The sequence below is a fragment of the Shewanella sp. SR43-4 genome, from assembly GCF_014163845.1.
GTDB lineage: Bacteria > Pseudomonadota > Gammaproteobacteria > Enterobacterales > Shewanellaceae > Shewanella > Shewanella vesiculosa.
Map to the genome: position 1 here is coordinate 174,137 of NZ_JACJEB010000007.1, position 19,229 is coordinate 193,365.

Annotated in this window: 16 protein-coding genes; 9 read left to right on the forward strand and 7 right to left on the reverse strand. The window is 41.1% G+C overall.

The genetic code is table 11. The annotated features are described in order from the left end of the window. Nucleotides 1-152: 152 nt before the first annotated feature. Both H5123_RS10195 and ettA read right to left on the reverse strand, forming a co-directional pair. Nucleotides 153-1,388 (reverse strand): hypothetical protein, encoded by a 1,236-nt coding sequence (locus tag H5123_RS10195; protein WP_182697886.1) that lies wholly within the window; start codon nt 1,386-1,388, stop codon nt 153-155. 330 nt (nt 1,389-1,718) lie between these two features. Next, a complete protein-coding gene (ettA, locus tag H5123_RS10200) occupies nt 1,719-3,386 on the reverse strand; it encodes an energy-dependent translational throttle protein EttA (protein ID WP_124017600.1) in 1,668 nt (555 codons plus the stop codon). A 261-nt stretch (nt 3,387-3,647) separates the two neighbouring features. Between ettA and glyA the strand changes: the two genes are divergently transcribed. The 9 genes from glyA to H5123_RS10245 all read left to right on the forward strand — a co-directional run bounded on the left by glyA (nt 3,648) and on the right by H5123_RS10245 (nt 11,171). Continuing rightward, on the forward strand, nt 3,648-4,901 hold the full coding sequence (glyA, locus tag H5123_RS10205; RefSeq protein WP_182697887.1) for a serine hydroxymethyltransferase: 1,254 nt from the start codon (nt 3,648-3,650) through the stop codon (nt 4,899-4,901). 114 nt (nt 4,902-5,015) lie between these two features. Next, nucleotides 5,016-5,465 carry a transcriptional regulator NrdR gene (gene nrdR, locus H5123_RS10210; protein ID WP_124017598.1) on the forward strand — a complete coding sequence of 150 codons (450 nt, stop codon included), beginning with the start codon at nt 5,016-5,018 and terminating at the stop codon, nt 5,463-5,465. 56 nt (nt 5,466-5,521) lie between these two features. Next, nucleotides 5,522-6,667 (forward strand): bifunctional diaminohydroxyphosphoribosylaminopyrimidine deaminase/5-amino-6-(5-phosphoribosylamino)uracil reductase RibD, encoded by a 1,146-nt coding sequence (gene ribD / locus H5123_RS10215; protein ID WP_182697888.1) that lies wholly within the window; start codon nt 5,522-5,524, stop codon nt 6,665-6,667. A 63-nt stretch (nt 6,668-6,730) separates the two neighbouring features. Next, nucleotides 6,731-7,390 (forward strand): riboflavin synthase, encoded by a 660-nt coding sequence (locus H5123_RS10220; protein WP_182697889.1) that lies wholly within the window; start codon nt 6,731-6,733, stop codon nt 7,388-7,390. Nucleotides 7,391-7,503: 113 nt separating this feature from the next. Then, nucleotides 7,504-8,607: a bifunctional 3,4-dihydroxy-2-butanone-4-phosphate synthase/GTP cyclohydrolase II gene (gene ribBA / locus H5123_RS10225; RefSeq protein ID WP_182697890.1), complete on the forward strand. Its 1,104-nt coding sequence runs from the start codon at nt 7,504-7,506 to the stop codon at nt 8,605-8,607. 123 nt (nt 8,608-8,730) lie between these two features. Further along, on the forward strand, nt 8,731-9,207 hold the full coding sequence (gene ribE / locus H5123_RS10230) for a 6,7-dimethyl-8-ribityllumazine synthase (protein ID WP_011636512.1): 477 nt from the start codon (nt 8,731-8,733) through the stop codon (nt 9,205-9,207). A 13-nt stretch (nt 9,208-9,220) separates the two neighbouring features. After that, nucleotides 9,221-9,625 (forward strand): transcription antitermination factor NusB, encoded by a 405-nt coding sequence (gene nusB / locus H5123_RS10235; protein ID WP_101085664.1) that lies wholly within the window; start codon nt 9,221-9,223, stop codon nt 9,623-9,625. 87 nt (nt 9,626-9,712) lie between these two features. Continuing rightward, on the forward strand, nt 9,713-10,669 hold the full coding sequence (gene thiL / locus H5123_RS10240) for a thiamine-phosphate kinase (protein WP_165870152.1): 957 nt from the start codon (nt 9,713-9,715) through the stop codon (nt 10,667-10,669). A 10-nt stretch (nt 10,670-10,679) separates the two neighbouring features. Next, a complete protein-coding gene (locus tag H5123_RS10245; protein ID WP_182697891.1) occupies nt 10,680-11,171 on the forward strand; it encodes a phosphatidylglycerophosphatase A in 492 nt (163 codons plus the stop codon). Between the two features lie 284 nt (nt 11,172-11,455). Here the strand turns inward: H5123_RS10245 and H5123_RS10250 are convergent, their stop codons facing one another. From H5123_RS10250 to barA, 5 genes are all read right to left on the reverse strand, one after another. Beyond that, on the reverse strand, nt 11,456-12,598 hold the full coding sequence (locus tag H5123_RS10250; RefSeq protein ID WP_182697892.1) for a hypothetical protein: 1,143 nt from the start codon (nt 12,596-12,598) through the stop codon (nt 11,456-11,458). 71 nt (nt 12,599-12,669) lie between these two features. Further along, nucleotides 12,670-14,328 (reverse strand): DNA repair protein RecN, encoded by a 1,659-nt coding sequence (gene recN / locus H5123_RS10255; RefSeq protein ID WP_182697893.1) that lies wholly within the window; start codon nt 14,326-14,328, stop codon nt 12,670-12,672. Between the two features lie 127 nt (nt 14,329-14,455). Further along, complete coding sequence (locus H5123_RS10260) at nt 14,456-15,424, reverse strand: AEC family transporter (protein ID WP_182697894.1); 969 nt, start codon at nt 15,422-15,424, stop codon at nt 14,456-14,458. Nucleotides 15,425-15,776: 352 nt separating this feature from the next. Further along, nucleotides 15,777-16,373 (reverse strand): YjaG family protein, encoded by a 597-nt coding sequence (locus H5123_RS10265; RefSeq protein WP_124017589.1) that lies wholly within the window; start codon nt 16,371-16,373, stop codon nt 15,777-15,779. Further along, nucleotides 16,363-19,221: a two-component sensor histidine kinase BarA gene (gene barA / locus H5123_RS10270; RefSeq protein WP_124017588.1), complete on the reverse strand. Its 2,859-nt coding sequence runs from the start codon at nt 19,219-19,221 to the stop codon at nt 16,363-16,365. Before barA ends, H5123_RS10265 begins: the two co-directional genes overlap by 11 nt. Between the last annotated feature and the right edge of the window lie 8 nt (nt 19,222-19,229).

A 19,229-nucleotide genomic window follows, 5' to 3' on the forward strand; every position in this document is an offset into this window, starting at 1 on the left:
ATCTTTCGATTTTCTTTGTAACAAGGCGCATATGAAGCAAGGGGGTGCAACAATTAATCGTCACAAAAAAGCCATATCAGTTGATATGGCTTTTATTTAAGTGTTGGTTTCATCGCTAGAGCAAGATCTTCATTATGCCTGCAATATAACCATTACTTATTAACGGGTTCATTTGTAAACTCTATGTTTTGTTTTTTATTTGCTGGGGCAACACCCATAAAATATTCGTAGCTGTTATCTGATGAGTTCTTTTTGGCATCATCGTCACTTAGCTTAATACTGGTTTGGTCAGAGAATAGAGTGTACTTAGCTTTGGGTTGTTGTACTGAAGGCTGGACTTGTTTAGGCGCCTGCTTAAGGATAACGTTTTTCACCTCAGCCGTGTCCATTTTAGGTTTGTTACTGACTTTTTGAGTAGAAGCAACCTCATTGAATTTGTAGTTAAATACTCCATTACCTTCAATGTTTTCGACACTTGATTTATCTTGATTTTGGTATGAAGCTAAAATGCCATGTTTACCTAAAGGGATCTCGTGAAACAGTTTTTTACCTGTACCCACCTTGGTGCCATTTACATACCAATCAGCTGGAACATTACTGATTAACGTCACCATCGCCGATACTAAACCTAGTTTTTCATTCAGTATAGTGTCGATTTTGTTGTTATATGAAGGTTTAAATTTCATCGCGACTTTATAATGAAGATCGCCTTTCATATTCATGTTGGCATCAAGAACTTCATATGACAATAAAACACTTTTATCGTTTAAAAATGGTGATTCATTGCGAGTATTAGATAAAATGCTGCTTTTAGACTCTTTCAAACAATCTGCGATAGTTTGGTATTTTGAACATTCAGTAGATCCATTGATATTGACTGGCAAAGTACTCGTTGATTTTGACAAGTCTGCGATTAAACGATTCGTGATATCGGTTTTAAGTTTAAATAATTGCTGACTTTTAGTTGTGCGTTTATTATTTATTACTTCATATTCAGACAGTATTTCGACTTTTTCAGTTTCCAGAAGTTTACTGTCTTGCTCTGCTTTAAGGGTCAGTTCATCGACTAGATTGACAGAGTCTTCAATTTTTTTATAGGTATCTGCAAGCGCTGTTTTGGCTCGAATGACCTTAGGTAATTCTGTAATTAATTCGTTGTATCGATTTTGTTCTGCAACAATCGTTTTTTTTATATTTTCTATATCGTAGGCTTTTTTATTAAGCTGTGAGAACTTGTCGTTAACTGTGATCAGCAGAGTATCAATATCATATTGATCTTCAATCTTATTGAGGGTCTGCTTTTCTGACGAGGTAATGACTTCGAGTGCCGCAAATGAGTTGCTAGCGTATAAGCACAATAAAGCAAGGCTGATTGAACCGTATCTCACTGATATCTCCATTAAATTTCTCTTCAAGCTAGAACCATCGACACTCTGTAATGCGCTGAGTGTAATCAGCAAAGAGTAAAATAATCCATTAATATTTTATGATACTGAAGTTATTTTGGCTTTACAAACAGATTTAGTGCATTACTTACAATAAATTGACAGTTTTTTGACACATGTTGATATTTCTACAGAGCATTCTCAATAATAACCTTTCACATACGAGCTAATATAATAAAGCAGAGCTTAGGGCTCTGCTTTATTCGATACTTCTATTTCAACACTATCACTCAAGCTTAACAATTGTTAACAATTTGTGCGAAAGTGTTTAGGTTACTTGTTTAAGCGCTTGTATTTTAGTCGATGAGGTTCAACGACATCAGTTCCTAAGGTATTCTTTAACCAAGTTGAATACTCAGTATAGTTGCCTTCATAGAAGTTCACTTTGCCTTCGTCTCGATAATCCAAAATATGAGTTGCAATGCGGTCGAGGAACCAACGGTCATGAGAAATAACCATTGCACACCCAGGAAACTCTAATAAGGCTTCTTCGAGAGCTCGCAATGTTTCGATGTCTAAATCGTTGGTGGGTTCATCGAGTAGCAATACGTTGCCACCAGCTTGCAATAATTTGGCTAAATGTACTCGGTTGCGCTCACCACCCGATAAGGTGCCGATGATTTTTTGCTGGTCGCCACCACGGAAGTTAAAGCGGCCAACATAAGCACGGCTCGATATCTCGGTGTTGTTGATACGCATAATATCGTGACCGCCAGATATCTCTTGCCAGACAGTATTTTTATCATTCATTGAATCGCGGAACTGATCTACCGAGGCGATTTGAACCGACTCACCGACAGAAATATCGCCACTGTCCGGTTGCTCATCACCTGAGATCATTTTGAACAAGGTTGATTTACCAGCACCGTTAGCACCAATAATACCGACAATTGCCCCTTTTGGGACTGTGAAGGTTAGGTCGTCAATCAGTACGCGGTCACCATATGACTTGGTTAAATTAGTCACTTCGATCACTTTATCACCAAGGCGTGGCCCTGGCGGAATGAACAACTCATTAGTTTCGTTACGTTTTTGATAATCGTTAGTGTTGAGTTCTTCAAAACGAGCCATACGGGCTTTGCCCTTAGACTGACGACCTTTGGCACCTTGTCTTACCCATTCTAGTTCTTTAGCAATGGTTTTTTGACGAGCGCTTTCGGTAGATGACTCTTGCTGTAAACGGGCATCTTTTTGCTCAAGCCAAGATGAGTAGTTGCCCTGCCATGGAATACCTTCACCGCGATCGAGCTCTAAAATCCAGCCTGCAGCATTATCTAAGAAATAGCGGTCATGGGTAATCGCCACGACTGTGCCAGTATATTCTTGTAAAAAATGCTCTAGCCAAGCCACAGACTCAGCATCTAAGTGGTTGGTCGGTTCGTCAAGTAATAGCATTTCAGGCTTTTCAAGTAACAAGCGACAAATTGCGACACGCCGGCGTTCACCACCAGAAAGTACAGCTATTTTTTCATCCCAATCGGGGAGGCGTAACGCATTTGCTGCACGTTCCAGAATATGATCTATATTGTGGGCATCTTGAGATTGGATAATAGCTTCTAGTTGACCTTGCTCTTTAGCGAGGGCATCAAAATCAGCATCGGGCTCAGCATAAGCCGCATAAACCTCATCTAAACGGGTTAGGGCATTTTTAGCTTCACTTAAGGCTTCTTCAACGGCTTCGCGAACTGTTTGTTGCTCATTTAAGCGAGGTTCCTGGGGTAAATAACCAATTTTCAATCCAGGCATTGGGCGTGCTTCACCTTCGATTTCAGTGTCTATGCCGGCCATAATACGCAGTAATGTCGATTTACCTGAACCGTTTAAGCCGAGCACACCAATTTTGGCGCCAGGAAAGAAACTTAATGAAATATCTTTTAAAATCTGCTTTTTAGGCGGGACAATTTTACCCACACGAAGCATGCTGTATACAAACTGAGCCATAATAATACTGTCTAATTGTCAATAAAGATGATGATAATTCTACTGTATTATAGGCTGAACTCAACAGGCAATTGTGTGATTTGCTCCTGAGTGTTTTTTCGGCCACATAAGATCTAAAATTTGCCAGTCTATTGGCATAAACATGAATCGTTTTGTATTCAGAACACAGTGAATTTCATGTTGTTTATACTGTAAATCATTATCGTTGCAGAGTAGAATACGCCGCAACCCTACTATATAGATAATGATGTTGGAGCTACCATGTTGAAGAAAGCGATGAATATTGCGGATTATGATCCAGAATTATTTAAAGCCATTGAAGATGAAACTTGTCGTCAAGAAGAACACATTGAATTGATTGCATCTGAAAACTATACCAGTCCACGTGTGATGGAAGCGCAAGGTTCTCAGTTAACTAACAAGTATGCTGAAGGTTATCCAGGTAAGCGTTACTATGGTGGGTGCGAATACGTTGATGTGGTTGAAACATTAGCGATTGAACGCGCAAAAGAATTATTTGGTGCCACATATGCCAACGTGCAGCCTCATTCTGGTTCACAAGCTAACAGTGCGGTATTTATGGCGCTATTAAAGCCAGGTGACACTGTATTAGGTATGAACTTAGCCCACGGCGGTCACTTAACTCACGGTTCACCAGTTAACTTTTCCGGCAAGCTTTACAACATCATTCCTTACGGCATCGACGAGTCAGGTAAAATTGACTATGACGAAATGGAACGCTTAGCTATTGAGCACAAGCCTAAGATGATGATCGGCGGTTTTTCGGCATTTTCAGGCATAGTCGATTGGGCTAAAATGCGTGAGATTGCTGATAAAGTTGGTGCTTATTTGCTTGTTGATATGGCTCACGTTGCTGGCTTAGTGGCTGCAGATGTTTATCCAACGCCTGTGCCTCATGCACACGTTGTGACCTCAACAACCCATAAAACATTGGCTGGCCCACGTGGCGGTATTATTATTTCTGCAGCTAATGATGAAGACTTATATAAAAAGTTGAACTCAGCGGTATTCCCTGGTGGCCAAGGTGGCCCTTTAATGCATGTTATCGCCGGTAAAGCGGTTGCATTTAAAGAAGCATTAGAGCCAGAGTTTAAAGTATATCAACAGCAAGTTGTTAAAAATGCTAAAGCTATGGTAAGTGTGTTTTTAGATCGTGGTTACAAAATTGTTTCTGGCGGTACAGAAAACCATTTAATGTTGGTTGATTTAATTGGCCGAGATTTAACGGGTAAAGAAGCAGATGCTGCATTGGGCAATGCCAACATTACCGTGAACAAAAACTCAGTACCTGATGATCCACGTTCACCATTCGTCACCTCTGGTGTTCGTATTGGAACACCAGCAATTACTCGTCGTGGCTTTAAAGAAGCAGAAGCGAAAGAGTTAACCGGCTGGATTTGTGACATTCTTGATGATGCATCTAACGCCGAAGTGGCTGAACGAGTGAAAGGTCAAGTGTTGGCATTATGTGCTCGATTCCCTGTATACGGTTAATCGTCTCTTGATGCCTGTTGAAAAGGTTTAGGTTAACCTTGCTCAACAAATAGGATAAACTTTAATGGCCGCTAATTGTTAGCGGCCATTTTGTTTTTTTCTGCAGGAGGCTCAATGCATTGCCCTTTTTGTAGCGCGACCGATACCAAAGTTATAGATTCTCGATTAGTGGCTGATGGTCACCAAGTTCGTCGCCGCCGGGAATGTACCGAATGCCATGAGCGTTTCACTACCTTTGAGGGTGCAGAATTAGTGATGCCCAGAGTGATTAAACGTGACGGTACTCGGCAACCCTTTGATGAAGAAAAGCTGCGTGGCGGCATGCTGCGTGCCGTTGAAAAACGTCCTGTTTCAATCGATGAAATTGAACAAGCATTGACTAAAATCAAATCAACGCTGCGCGCAACGGGCGAACGCGAAGTTAATTCTGAAATGATTGGTAATCTTATGATGGAACAGTTGATGAACCTTGATAAAGTTGCTTATATCCGCTTTGCATCAGTTTATCGAGCATTTGAAGATGTATCACAATTTGGTGAGGCCATTGCCAAATTACAAAAGTAATGGCGACAAAAATCATCTTTTTATGACGGCATCTGAGCAATAAGAGATTACCTAATATGGCTAACTTTTCTACCTTCGACACTCAAATGATGAGCCGTGCGATAGCACTCGCCGAGAAAGGTCGTTATACCACTCGGCCAAATCCTTGTGTCGGTTGCGTCATTGTCGCCAATGGTCAGATTATCGGTGAAGGTTATCACCAGCGTGCAGGCCTAGGCCACGCCGAAGTCAATGCGCTTAAAATGGTTCGCGATAATGGCTTTTCGGCACAAGATGCTACCGCGTATGTCACTCTTGAGCCGTGTAGCCATTACGGCCGTACACCACCTTGTGCTTTAGGCTTAATTAATGCCAAGGTCGCTCGAGTTGTTATTGCTGTTACCGATGCCAATCCACAGGTTGCTGGCCGCGGTATCAGCATGTTACGTGATGCAGGTATTCAAGTTGATATCGGATTACTGACAGAGCAAGCTTATGCGCTAAATTTGGGTTTCATGAAGCGGATGAAAACTGGCTTGCCTTGGGTGACAGTGAAAATAGCCGCCAGTTTAGACGGTAAAACAGCCCTGTCGAATGGAGTGTCAAAGTGGATTACCGGTGACGCTGCCAGGGCCGATGTGCAAAAGTATCGAGCGAGGCATTGCGCATTAATCACTGGGGTTGAAACTATTCTTGTTGATGACCCTAGCTTAAATGTCCGTTATGAAGCGCTTGGTGAATTAACCACTTATCATACGCAAGAAGACATATTCCAACCTTTAAGGGTGGTGCTTGATAGCCAAGCTAGATTAACGTCAGCCCAGCAGTTATTTTCGATTCAAAGTCCTATTTTACTGGTTTCAGGCTGTGCATATTCTGACAAGGTCAAAATTGACTTTCCACAGCACGTTGATTTTCTGCAATTAGAGTGTGACTCGTCAGGTAGAATCCCTTTGTTAGCTTTGCTAACGTATTTAGGTCAGCATAGCAATAGCGTGTTAGTTGAAGCCGGGGCAACGTTAGCCGGCGCATTTGTTGCTCAAGGTCTCGCTGATGAAGTAGTGCTTTATCAGGCAGCTAAACTTTTAGGCAGCCATGGACGTAATATGTTGCAGCTACCCGATTACAGTGCGATGGATCAAACACCGTCGTTGCAATTAATTGATGAGCGTAGCATTGGACAAGATAAGCGATATATCCTTAGATATAATCAATCGTATTAATGTGCGAGTGCTTAGGCGAAAACCCGAGCAAGAGCAAAGTTTATAAGCAAAAAGTGAGTCATTATGTTTACTGGGATAATCGAAGCCCTTGGCACATTACGTAAAATTGATCGAAAAGGTGACGATATTCGCTTAACGGTTGCTAGCGGTAAGCTAGATTTAACCGATGTAAAGCTAGGTGACAGCATTGCGACTAATGGTGTGTGTTTAACGGTTGTTGAACGTTTAGGTGATGGTTATGTTGCTGATATATCAGCTGAAACTGTCGCGTTAACCGGTTTTAGTCATTATCAAGTCGGCCAAAAGGTTAATCTTGAAAAAGCGGTTACGCCAACCACAAGGTTGGGGGGGCACATGGTCAGCGGCCACGTGGATGGCATCGCAAAAGTAGAGCAATGTGCTTATCGAGGTAAAGCGCTTGAGTTTTGGTTATCGACACCAGCGCAATTAAGTCGTTACATCGCTCACAAAGGTTCGATTACCATTGACGGTGTTAGTTTAACCGTCAATGAAGTTGATGGTCATCGCTTCAGATTAACCATAGTGCCTCATACTGCGGGCGAAACTACGCTGGTGCATTTGAAAGTCGGTGATAGCGTTAACATTGAAGTGGATTTAATTGCCCGTTATTTAGAACGATTAATGCAACCAGAAGCTCACCATGCACAACCTTCATCGGGCGTGACCATGGAATTACTCGCTAAATCAGGTTTTTTGCGTTAGTTGTTGCCGTAAAATATCATTCGTACCCAGTACCCGAAGTGTAAAAACACACGGTATAAACAGATTTAATGCCTAAGGTTTAAATCGAATACTTAATCAATAAAGGTCTGACAATGGCGCTACATAGCATAGAAGAAATCATTGAAGATATTCGTCAAGGCAAGATGGTTATCTTGATGGATGATGAAGACAGAGAGAATGAAGGCGATTTGATTATGGCCGCTGATAAAGTGACGCCAGCTGCAATCAACTTCATGGCCACTTATGGCCGCGGATTAATTTGCCAAACCATGACCAAAGAGCGTTGTCAGCAGCTTAACTTACCTTTAATGGTGACCAACAATAACGCCCAGTTTTCAACTAATTTTACGGTTTCAATTGAAGCAGCAACTGGGGTGACCACAGGTATTTCAGCCCATGATCGTGCTGTAACAGTTCAAGCTGCCGTTGCTAAAGATGCTAAAGCCTCTGATTTGGTACAGCCTGGACATATTTTTCCATTGATGGCGCAAGAAGGTGGGGTATTAACTCGTGCTGGCCATACCGAAGCGGGTTGCGATTTAGCGCGCTTAGCAGGATGTGAACCGTCAGGCGTGATAGTTGAAATTTTAAACGAGGATGGCACTATGGCTCGCTGTCCGGATTTAGAAATATTCAGTGAAAAACATGGCATTAAAATAGGCACTATTGCCGACTTGATTGAGTACCGTAATACCAACGAAACCACGGTTGTTCGCGAAGCTCAGTGTAAATTACCCACTCGTTTTGGTGAGTTTACTATGGTGACCTTTAGAGACACTATCGATAATCAATTACATTACGCCTTGATTAAAGATGAAGTAAAATCAAATTGTTTGGTGCGTGTTCATTTACAAAACACCTTCAATGATTTGCTGCATTCTGAACGTGATCAAAAGCGCAGTTGGCCATTAGAAAAAGCCATGGCAAGGATTGCTTTAGAAGGTGGTGTTTTAGTGTTGCTGGGTAATGATGAACATACAAGTAACTTATTGGCCAAAGTCAAAGCGTTCGAAGCTGAAGACAATGGTCAATCTCCAGCGCCAGCAATGTGGCAAGGAACATCTCGTCGTGTTGGCGTAGGCTCGCAAATTCTGTCGAGTTTAGGTGTTACGACTATGCGCTTATTAAGCTCACCAAAACGTTACCATTCACTGTCGGGTTTCGGTTTAGAAGTGACTGATTATATAGCTGAATAATTTTAGCTCGTGGTAAATTTAACAATTTCATTAATTGCATAGCGCTCAGGGCTTTTGGCTGTGATATTATAACGCCTCTTTTTGCCCCGAGCCGGGTGCTTTAGCTAATTTAGGTAAGATAGAATGAACGTAGTTCAAGGTAATATCGAAGCGAAAAATGCCAAAGTGGCGATCGTGATCTCGCGATTCAATAGCTTTTTAGTTGAAAGTTTGCTTGATGGTGCAATAGACACATTAAAGCGTTTTGGCCAGGTTAGTGACGACAACATTACTGTTGTTCGCGTCCCTGGTGCAGTTGAATTACCCCTTGCCGCAAAGCGTGTTGCTGCAAGTGGCAAGTTTGACGGTATCATTGCATTAGGTGCTGTCATTCGTGGCGGAACACCTCATTTTGAATTTGTTGCTGGTGAATGTAATAAAGGTCTTGCACAAGTTGCATTAGAGTATGATCTTCCTGTTTCATTTGGTGTATTAACCACAGATACCATTGAGCAAGCTATTGAGCGCTCAGGTACTAAAGCAGGCAATAAAGGTGGCGAAGCAGCCCTTAGTTTGCTTGAAATGGTTAATGTACTGCAACAACTAGAACAACAGCTGTAATAGTAGGAAAAGTATGAAACCTTCAGAGCGCCGTAAGGCCCGCCGTTTAGCCGTTCAAGCCATTTATTCATGGCAGTTAAGTAAAAACAAAGTTGCTGACGTAGAACATGAGTTTTTAACTGAACAGAACACTGACGGTGTTGATGTCGCTTATTTTCGTGAGTTGTTAACTGGTGTAGCATCAAAAACATCGCAAATTGATGAGCTATTAAAGCCGCATCTTGATCGTAATTTTGAAGAAGTGTCACCAGTAGAAAAAGCCATTGTGCGTCTGGCAACTTACGAGTTGACCTTCCGTAAAGATGTGCCGTTTAAAGTGGCGATTAACGAAGGTATCGAGTTAGCGAAAGCGTTTGGTGCTGAAGATAGTCACAAATTTGTTAACGGCTTGCTTGATAAGTTAGTGAAGCATAAGTAACACCAGAACGGTATCTTCGGATACCGTTTTCATTTGTTGTTAATGGTTTCAAAATTAAGGTGGACGGTTTACCGTACCAGACTGAATGTGAAAGAATTCCAACTCATTGAACATTACTTCCGCAATAAAGGCCAAAAAAGGCGCGATGTTGAATTAAGCATCGGCGATGACTGTGCGTTAGTGAATCCTGCAGACAATAAATCCATTGCGATTTCTTGTGATACTCTCGTTGAGGGGGTTCATTTTTTAGCCGACATCCCCGCCCATGCTTTAGGGTACAAATCGTTAGCGGTTAATCTTTCTGATCTTGCTGCTATGGGGGCGGAACCTGCTTGGTTTACCTTAGCTCTCACACTACCTAGCGTTGATCAACCCTGGTTAGCCAGCTTTAGTGAAGGCTTATTTGAGATTGCCGAATACTACGGTATAGCCTTAATCGGCGGCGATACCACTCGGGGACCGCGCAGTATCAGTATCACCATTAATGGCCAAGTGATAAAAGGCACTGCGTTGACTCGTGCTGGTGCCAAAAATGGCGATTGGATATACGTCACTGGTACTTTAGGTGACTCAGCATTGGGTCTTGATATTCTCAGAGGTGCCCAAAGCGTCAATACTGAAGATAAAGAATACCTGATTAATCGACATTATTACCCCACACCTCGAGTCTTGGCAGGTCAAGCACTGCGAACGCTTGCAACAAGTGCTATTGATTTATCTGATGGCTTAATATCCGATATTGGTCATGTGTTAACGGCATCGAAAGTGGGAGCGACAATCGATGTAAATAAAATTCCGTTATCAAAATCAATCAAAGCTAACCTCAGCCGTGAAGATGCTTTAAGTTATGCATTAACTGGCGGAGAAGATTATGAGCTGTTATTTACTGTACCTGAGTCACAGCGCGGTGCAATCAATACTGCTTTGATCCATGCTGGGGTGAAATTCGTTAAAATTGGTCAAATCTGTGCTGGTGATAAATTAAAATTAGTCGATGATGGCCAGGAATTTAACCTCATTTCACGTGGCTTTGTACATTTCTAATGTGAATATTATGAGACTATTAACCCAAGATAAATTTGTTAAAAAGCTGTCATTAGTCCATCCAATACACTTTTTGGCACTAGGCTTTGGCAGTGGTAAAGCAGCAAAAGCGCCGGGTACCTTTGGTACTTTAGCTGCGATACCTTTAGTGCTTTTGATGCAACAATTAAGCTTAACCCATTACTTAATCATTACCTGTATTAGCATGCTTGCTGGATTCTATATTTGTGGAAAAGCTGCTAAGGACATGGGGGTGCACGATCATGGTGCTATTGTATGGGATGAAGTTGTTGGATTGATGATTACCATGATTGCAGCGCCTTTAGGTTTTATGTGGTTAGCACTTGGTTTTGTACTATTTCGCTTTTTCGACATTGTTAAACCATGGCCTATCCGATGGCTCGATGCCAAAGTGCATGGTGGTTTTGGGATAATGATTGATGACGTATTAGCGGGTGTATTTTCGTTAATCGGGGTGCAACTTGCGGTTTATTATTTATAAGTAACCTGAATTTTGGATAACAAACGACTATCAAAAAGTCCTTTTTTTTCCTCACTGAGTTGATAGGCTTGTTATCGATGCATTCAGTCGCAAGATGCTGAATCTTGTTAAAATAATAAGTTTAGCGCGCGAGGTGGTAAAATAAGTTCATTTTTATTACCTTCTCATCTTTATCTCGATTTCAGGTTAAGCACTTTATATATAAAGATTTATAAAACAAAAAAGAGCCCATTTGTGCTCTTTTTCGCTAACGGCATTCAATAAAATCAGTCGAAGTGAATTTATTAAGATGATGTTCCGGTAAGTAGATTAGTGCGCAATTGCTCTAACTCTGTATTGATATTAGTTAATCGTTGCTTATAATCTGTTTCATAAACTGTGCAGTTAAATAGTTTACCAATCGGGTTGTAGCGTGACATCCATAATTGCTTTATATAATTGTCAAGAGAGCAGTAATCAGGCTTTATGACTGTGTGAGCAGAGCTCGTTGAAACCGGTTCCTTTACTAAGCTTACAATATACTCAGCCATAAGGTTGTCACTGTCTGTGGGCTTATACAAAGCATCTGCTAGCCATTTTTCATAAAAGGCGACTTCATCAGACTGCACTTCAATTAACATTTGTTCTCTGACATTATGAGCAAACTGCCATTCACCAGAAAATACTCTCTCAAAATCGTTGTTAGTTAATTCGAATGGCGTTTGCCAAGTGGTGACTTTATTTACAAACGCGCTATCGAGGGTCTTAGCTACAGTGCTGGCAAAGTTAAGTTGAGATTTGATGACGCTAACGGCAATCATATGGTTGACTATAGAGCGAGATGAGTGATAAACCATATTCCAGAATTGAGCATCTGTAGTTAAAAATGTTAACAAGGCCTCATTGGCATTAAGTTTAGTGGCCCCGTCAAAGTTGATTAAAACGCTAAGTTCACTGATTGCTCGTAAGTTAAGTAGTGGTAACCATTTAAATAGACTCTCAGGTGTTAAATACTGAATATCTTCTTGCCAATAAGGCATTTCAATCAGCTTGTTATAATGGGTGATATTGGCTTTATGTGCCTTAATTGCTTGTAAAATACTATCGTGATTTTTTTCAATAAATTCATTACAGCTTGCTACATCTGTTTGATAACACGATTTTTTGTAATCGCTTAATAGTTGATTTTCTTCATCATTGAAACTTAATGTCGTGGCCATTTCTTTAGCCGTTACATCCTCAATAGTGCCGCTAAAAGCTTGCAAATATACAAAACCATTTTGAGCAGGGTCAATCGATTGTTGTTTTAACCAAGTTTCAACTAAAAGCGTGTTAGGTGACTTTGTTCTGTCTGTGGCGTTAATGGCCACTAAACAGACAACAATAAATACTAGTAAGCTGCACATTAGTCCGACAACAACACCCAAGCCCTTTATTACTTTGATCATTATGATTTATCCGTAAATCCATATTAACTTTACGTTAACATATTGATTTGCTTTTTATAAGTGCGTAACGATTATTGCAATAGTTCACGGGCGTTAGCTAAGGTGTTTTCGGTTATGACATCGCCACCCAATAAGCGTGCAAGTTCATTCACCCGTTGCTCTTTATCCAAGGCCTGCATGGTCGTTTCTGTGTTGCCACCTTTATTAAATTTATTCACAAACATGTGCTGATGACCATTACCCGCAACTTGCGGCAAATGGGTGACGCATAACACTTGGGTCGACTCGCCAAGACTGCGTAACATGCGTCCGACGACAGAGGCTGTTGGACCTGAAATACCCACATCAACTTCATCAAATATTAATGTTGGAGTGGCAACTTTTTTCGCCGTGATCACTTGAATCCCCAATCCAATGCGCGATAGCTCACCGCCGGAGGCGACTTTTGAGATCGGTTGCAATGGTTGTCCTGGGTTAGTGGTCACCATAAACTCAATGTTATCGCAGCCATTAACTGAAATGTTGTGCGGATTATGATTAATCTGAATGGTAAACTTACCCTTAGGCATGTTGAGTTCATGAATAGATTGAGTCACTAACTTATCTAATTCCTTGGCATAACGGCTGCGGCTTTGGCTGAGTTTTTGTGCATTGGTTAGATAAGCATTTCTGGTGTCTGCAAGTTGTTGTCTTATTTCATCTAATTTAGTTTCATCGTCAGCAAGTTCGGCTAATTCACTCATAAGCGCTTGATGATGTAGCGCTAGCTTGTCAGCACTCACATGATGCTTGCGCGCCAATTGCATTGCCATTGATAGGCGTTTTTCTAAATAGACGAAATGTTCAGGATCAAGCTCTAAACTACTTAAATAACTCTCAATTTCGCTAGCGCTTTCTTGTACTTGGATTAATGCATCATTGATCATAGTGCTAATCGGGCTAAGTGATTCATCGTAGCCTTGAAGCGTATCAGCAATAGTGGCTACTTTATTGAGTAGTGATTCGATATTAGCATCATCATTTTCGGTCAATAAATGCAAGCCCGCTTGGCAACGTTCAATTAGATCTGTGCCATTGGCTAAGCGTTTATGTTCCTGTTCTATTTCATCAAACTCATCTAAGCCTAAGTTGAATTCATTAAGCTCTTCAACTTGATATTGGAGTAACTGTTGACGAGAAATACGCTCATGCTGAGCTTGCTCAAGATCCTTCAGCTCGTTTTCAACTTGCTTGCAGCGTTGGTAGCTGGCACTGACACTATCGAGTAGTAGTCTGTGATTTGCATAGTTGTCGAGTAGGTTTAATTGATGTTCGCTTTTGAGCATAGCGTGATGAGCATGTTGGCCGTGAATACCAATCAATAACTGGCCGATGGCTTTTAATTGTGTCACAGGAACTGGATTACCATTAATGTAGGCTCTTGAGCGGCCATCACTGCTAATGGTTCGACGCAATATGCATTCATCTTCAGCATCGAGATCGCTATCTTCAAGCCAACGTTTAGCTAAAGGCACATCGACAAGGGTAAACCTTGCACTCACTTCGGTTTTGCTGGCGCCAGGTCTGACAGTATTGGCATCACTACGATTACCAAGACATAACCCAAGTGCATCGATTGCAATCGATTTACCTGCACCAGTTTCGCCGGTGATGCTTGTCATACCGGCTTTAAAATCGAGTTCTAAAAAACGCACGATAGCAAAATTATTGATGCTGAGTTGGCAAAGCATAATGAATTCCTGTCAATAAACGACCAAACCACTGTATTGATAAACAGTATATACTGATTTTATATACAGTAAAGTGGTTGAGGTAAAATTATTATTGACTATTTTATCGTCGAGAGTCGGTTGAACATTAAGCAATGGATTTTAAAAGTGTTTCTATTATAGGCAAACTGATAAAGGTGATTAATGTGCCATATAAAATCCCTTGAGCACTTCCATTGGCATTAATTTGGTATCGTTCAGCCAATAGATATACGCTTGCTGCCGTTGGTAAGGCTGCTAAAAGTACTCCCATAATCAGTAGTTGATGCTCTACGCCAAAGAATTTGAGTAATCCAAAGGCAATCAAGGGCTGAACAAATAACTTGAGTAAGTTAATGAAACTGAGTTCTATTATAAGTCCGAGACTGAACATTTTTGCGAACGATTGATGTCGTAACGCTTTAGCAAGTACCATTCCGATGGCAAATAGTGCACAAGGGCTTGAGGTATTGCCTATTTGATGCAGTACTAATGCCAGACTCTCTGGTAAGGTAATATGCAATGCCGATAGGCTGATACCAATGACGCTGCCCAGTACAATCGGATTTTTGCATAGTGCATTCGCCATGATGACGATGGCATGATCAGTTGATTTTTTGTCACGGCTGGCCAGTTCAATAGAGACCAAGGCAAAGGCAAACATAAACACCGACAGTAAGCTGGCAATGGCAGCTGCAACTAAGGCGATTTTGTTACCTGGAAATAATAAGCTCAGTAATGGAATACCAATAAATGCAGTATTGCCAAAGGTGGCATTTAAGGCGCGCATTGCCGCAACGGCTTGCTGCTTAGGTTTGCGCCACAATGACACAGCAATCACCAATGCATAGGTAATGACCATCGCCAAACTAAAGCCACCAATAAAGCCCCATTGAATAATGTCTTCAATGCGTGTTTCAGCTAATACAATCAGTAAAATTGCCGGAAAGGCAATGTAGTAGACAAATTGATTGAGGATCAGATCGGTGTCGGCTGGCAAAAATCTCAATTTTTGTACAATACTGCCAAGCAGCATAATGATAAATACAGCGATTAGCGGGGTAAGAATACTGGACATCCCACGCAATTCCTTAACAAAATGACAATATGGTCACTTTACTGCGTTTTGCTAGGAGGATGCAATTAGGCTAAAGTTAAACGAGTGTTTATTTTTTACTTTTGGCTCAAACTGACCTGTAATACTTTTGCTGATGACAATATTTCAAGTTCAGTAAAAATGCACTTACCGCCTTCAACCCGAAGAAAGAGCCTACTCGCACCAGATAACTAACGATTAAGGTCTAATTATCGGTTTTTTATCAGGCTGGATAAAAATGAAACTGTGATAAAAAATTTCATGGCGTGACACTCAATAAAAAGCCTGAATAACATCAGGCTTGGTTGTTTATTGGCAGTATCGGAGTCAGCCCCTATAGACTAATGCCAATATTAGACACACCGGCTTCGATAATCTCTTTACGTAAACCTTTAACCAGTTCGCTGGTGATTTCTGGGTTAGCTTCGATAATGTCGAGTAACATGCCTTGTAGTTCTTTTTCTTCTTCCATTACTGGGTGCGAAAATACAAATTCATCAAGTTCTTCATCCATTAATGATTCATCACTAATTGCTTCAATGTAATTTGCTACAGTGCTTGATGATAACTTACTAATATTAGTAATATCTTCTTCAATTTTCCCGTCTATAGCACCCATTAGCGTTGCAATGGCTACTGCTGCATCCATGGCAGGGTAAGCACCATAGGCTTCAAATTCACTAGGATCTGGGGTATTTTCATCTAGGCGTTGCAAATGCACGTCAATATTGAACTTAAGTTTTTTGTCATACTGGCTTTGCCACAGTAACTCTAAGGCTGTACTGAGCACCTGCGGTTGGCCAAATTCACACACTTCAGAAAATAATTGGTAGTTAGGCAACATTCGTTGGCACAATGCTAAAGCAAAAAGCTGCTTCTGAGGTAACGATAACGCTTTTAGGCGTTTGAAAAAACCGGATTTACTGGTCATGGGGTATATCCACTGATAGCTGGTTTATGACTTGATTTGCTGCTGATTCTACCTTAGTTAACTCATCAAGTAACTCTAGTATTTCAGGTTCCAAGTCATCAATGGCAATTTTATGCTTTAATGCTGACTCAATATCCCGGCACAGTTTTTGTGTCGTAGGTACACCGCAATAACATGTTGCGCCATGCAGTTTATGCACCGCTTGCACTAGTACCTCGGCATTTTTTGCAATTAATGCCTCATTAATCGTTGCGGTGGTTTCAGGTAATGAGTTAACTAGCATCTTTAACATGTCTAATGCCAAATCTGTTTTTTGATTGGCCTGGGTTAAACATAAATCCCAATTGAGCACATGAGTATCAAAATGGGTGAATTGTGGTTTAATTATCCATCGACTGATAACGCTTTTTAGTGACAGTTCATCAATAGGTTTGGGAAGGAAACCATCCATACCACTGGCTAATATGTTCTCACGTTCTTCTGCAATAGCATGTGCAGTAACGGCAATAATCGGCGTATTTCGATTGAGAGATCCTGAACGAATTTGTTTGGTTGCGGTAATGCCATCTGTGCCTGGCATTTGAATATCCATAAAGATTAAGTCAAACACTTGTGTGTTTGCTTGTTTTATCGCATCCGCGCCGTTATTGACTGTGACCACATTATCGACCAACTCTTTGAGTAAGGTATCAATTAGCTTTAGGTTAGCCATATTGTCGTCAACGGCTAATACGGATGCATTTTGGCGTTTGCTAATCTCATGGTTTATTTGTTCAGGTAAAGCCACTAAGGTTGACGGCATTGGAGGATAGATTAAATGATGTGCTAGGGTAAAATCGCTAACCGGAGTGTTGAGCAATACATCTGCATTTACTTTTAGTACATTGATTATCATGTCTTGGTCTAGACAGTCATGCAATAAAATAAGGCAATCAGTGTGCTGTCTGGCTTGTTGTAACAAATGAATAAAGGCTGCGTTGTCTGCAAACCCATGACAGCTAATGATGATGTAATCAAACTTGCTGTTTTTACTTTGTAAAACCGATGTCAGGTTTTCGGGATTGGCAACACTAGTGATAATTAATTGCCATGACACTAAGCGACGGTTAAGAGTGTCGCGAGTTAATTCTCGTGGTTCATACAATAATACTGATTTATGTTGCAATACATCCACTGGCAGCACTTCACCAATTTCAAATTGACTGATCCCCAGTGGTAAAATAAACCAAAAGTTTGAGCCTTTATCGGGCGCAGAGGTAAAGCCTATTTGGCCGCCCATTTGGTTAATTAAGCGTTTGGTAATGACTAAACCTAATCCAGTGCCACCAAAGCGGCGAGAAATCGATGAGTCTGCCTGGCCAAATGCCTGAAATAGATACTCTTGCTGACTTTCATCAATGCCAATACCGGTATCAATAACTTCGCAGCGTAAGGTAATATTATCGTCGTCCTGACCCACTAAGTGGATTTTGAGTATCACACTGCCTTTGTCGGTAAATTTGATGGCGTTACCGACTAAGTTGGTAATAATTTGACTCACTCTCATGGCATCACCACTGACGCTTTCAGGAACATTGGCATCGATATCAATGACTAATTCTAGGCCTTTTTCTTGGGCGCTTCCGGCAATAATGGTCAAGGTTTCGGTAAGGGTTTCACGCAATGCAAATGGCATTTTCTCTAATACCATTTTGCCGGCTTCTAGTTTTGAGAAGTCGAGAATGTCATTGATAATCCCTAATAAATTACTGGCACTGCGTTCAATAGTTTTAATGTAGTCGAGCTGGCTGGTATGCAGTGGCGTTTTTAACAGCTGTCTTGCAAAACCTATGACACCGTTAAGTGGGGTACGAAGCTCATGCGACATGTTAGCTAAAAATTCTGATTTTATCCGGCTTGCTTCAAGCGCTCGTTTCTTAGCTATATCGAGTTCTACGTTCTGAATTTCAATTTGTTCAAGGGTTTCGCGTAAATCTGAGGTTGCTTGATCAATGTTTTGCTGCATTTCATCGTGGTATTCAGACAATGATCCTGCCATTGCATTGATACCCCGTTTAAGCAGATCGAGCTCGCCAATCAGATTTCCTTCAAGGCGAGTATCGAGTTTACCTTCACGAATTTTGGCAACAACTCGCACCATTTCGGTAATGGGGTAGTTAACGTATTTGACTAAACGGAAAGTGAAAAATAAGTTAAACTGTACGCCAATCAACACGATAATAAATGCGGCTATTGCTGCTCTATGCTGTTCAAGCAGAGCGTTTTCTTTGTTTAATAATACCGAAATATAGCCGAGTATTTTTTCTTGTTGGTTGTTGTAAATCGGCGCAATCATGCCATTGTTTGCCGAGGCATTATCGGTATTAGTGTCATTCTGGCGATTGATGTTGGCAACCGGTTTTAGTTCTAAGCCTGTATGAGATATTATTGGCACTCGAATGACTAAGGTATCGCCAATGGTTTCATGCTCTGTTCCAACCAAGTTAGCCAAAGGTTGTTTATAACGCATGGTTTCAAAATCTTTATGGTAGTGCGATGTCACAAAGAGTTGGTTTTTGGCATCAAAAACAGCGATGGAGAGGATCAGGGATGCATTGTTTATCTGTGAGGCGGCGAGTAAAAGTTTAGTTGATTCACGGTCTTGATTAATAATGCCAAATTCACTGGCAATCGCTAACGGTTCGACAATGTTACTGCCTTTTTCAATTAAGGTTTGTTCCAATTCATAAAAGCGGTTTATCGTGAAATAACTTCCAAGTAGAATACCCACGACAATAGTGGGTGCTAACGCAAGTACCAGAACCCAAGAGCGTAGGCTGTATTTGGTCATATTGTTGGCACTTTTCATGTTTGTTA

What these genes read in the sequence shown, in the direction of transcription:
- ettA (WP_124017600.1), bottom strand. Translation starts at nt 3,386, where the DNA reads ATGGCTCAGTTTGTATACAGCATGCTTCGTGTGGGTAAAATTGTCCCG.
- glyA (WP_182697887.1), top strand. Translation starts at nt 3,648, where the DNA reads ATGTTGAAGAAAGCGATGAATATTGCGGATTATGATCCAGAATTATTT.
- nrdR (WP_124017598.1), top strand. Translation starts at nt 5,016, where the DNA reads ATGCATTGCCCTTTTTGTAGCGCGACCGATACCAAAGTTATAGATTCT.
- ribD (WP_182697888.1), top strand. Translation starts at nt 5,522, where the DNA reads ATGGCTAACTTTTCTACCTTCGACACTCAAATGATGAGCCGTGCGATA.
- H5123_RS10220 (WP_182697889.1), top strand. Translation starts at nt 6,731, where the DNA reads ATGTTTACTGGGATAATCGAAGCCCTTGGCACATTACGTAAAATTGAT.
- ribBA (WP_182697890.1), top strand. Translation starts at nt 7,504, where the DNA reads ATGGCGCTACATAGCATAGAAGAAATCATTGAAGATATTCGTCAAGGC.
- ribE (WP_011636512.1), top strand. Translation starts at nt 8,731, where the DNA reads ATGAACGTAGTTCAAGGTAATATCGAAGCGAAAAATGCCAAAGTGGCG.
- nusB (WP_101085664.1), top strand. Translation starts at nt 9,221, where the DNA reads ATGAAACCTTCAGAGCGCCGTAAGGCCCGCCGTTTAGCCGTTCAAGCC.
- H5123_RS10245 (WP_182697891.1), top strand. Translation starts at nt 10,680, where the DNA reads ATGAGACTATTAACCCAAGATAAATTTGTTAAAAAGCTGTCATTAGTC.
- H5123_RS10250 (WP_182697892.1), bottom strand. Translation starts at nt 12,598, where the DNA reads ATGATCAAAGTAATAAAGGGCTTGGGTGTTGTTGTCGGACTAATGTGC.
- recN (WP_182697893.1), bottom strand. Translation starts at nt 14,328, where the DNA reads ATGCTTTGCCAACTCAGCATCAATAATTTTGCTATCGTGCGTTTTTTA.
- H5123_RS10260 (WP_182697894.1), bottom strand. Translation starts at nt 15,424, where the DNA reads ATGTCCAGTATTCTTACCCCGCTAATCGCTGTATTTATCATTATGCTG.
- H5123_RS10265 (WP_124017589.1), bottom strand. Translation starts at nt 16,373, where the DNA reads ATGACCAGTAAATCCGGTTTTTTCAAACGCCTAAAAGCGTTATCGTTA.
- barA (WP_124017588.1), bottom strand. Translation starts at nt 19,221, where the DNA reads ATGAAAAGTGCCAACAATATGACCAAATACAGCCTACGCTCTTGGGTT.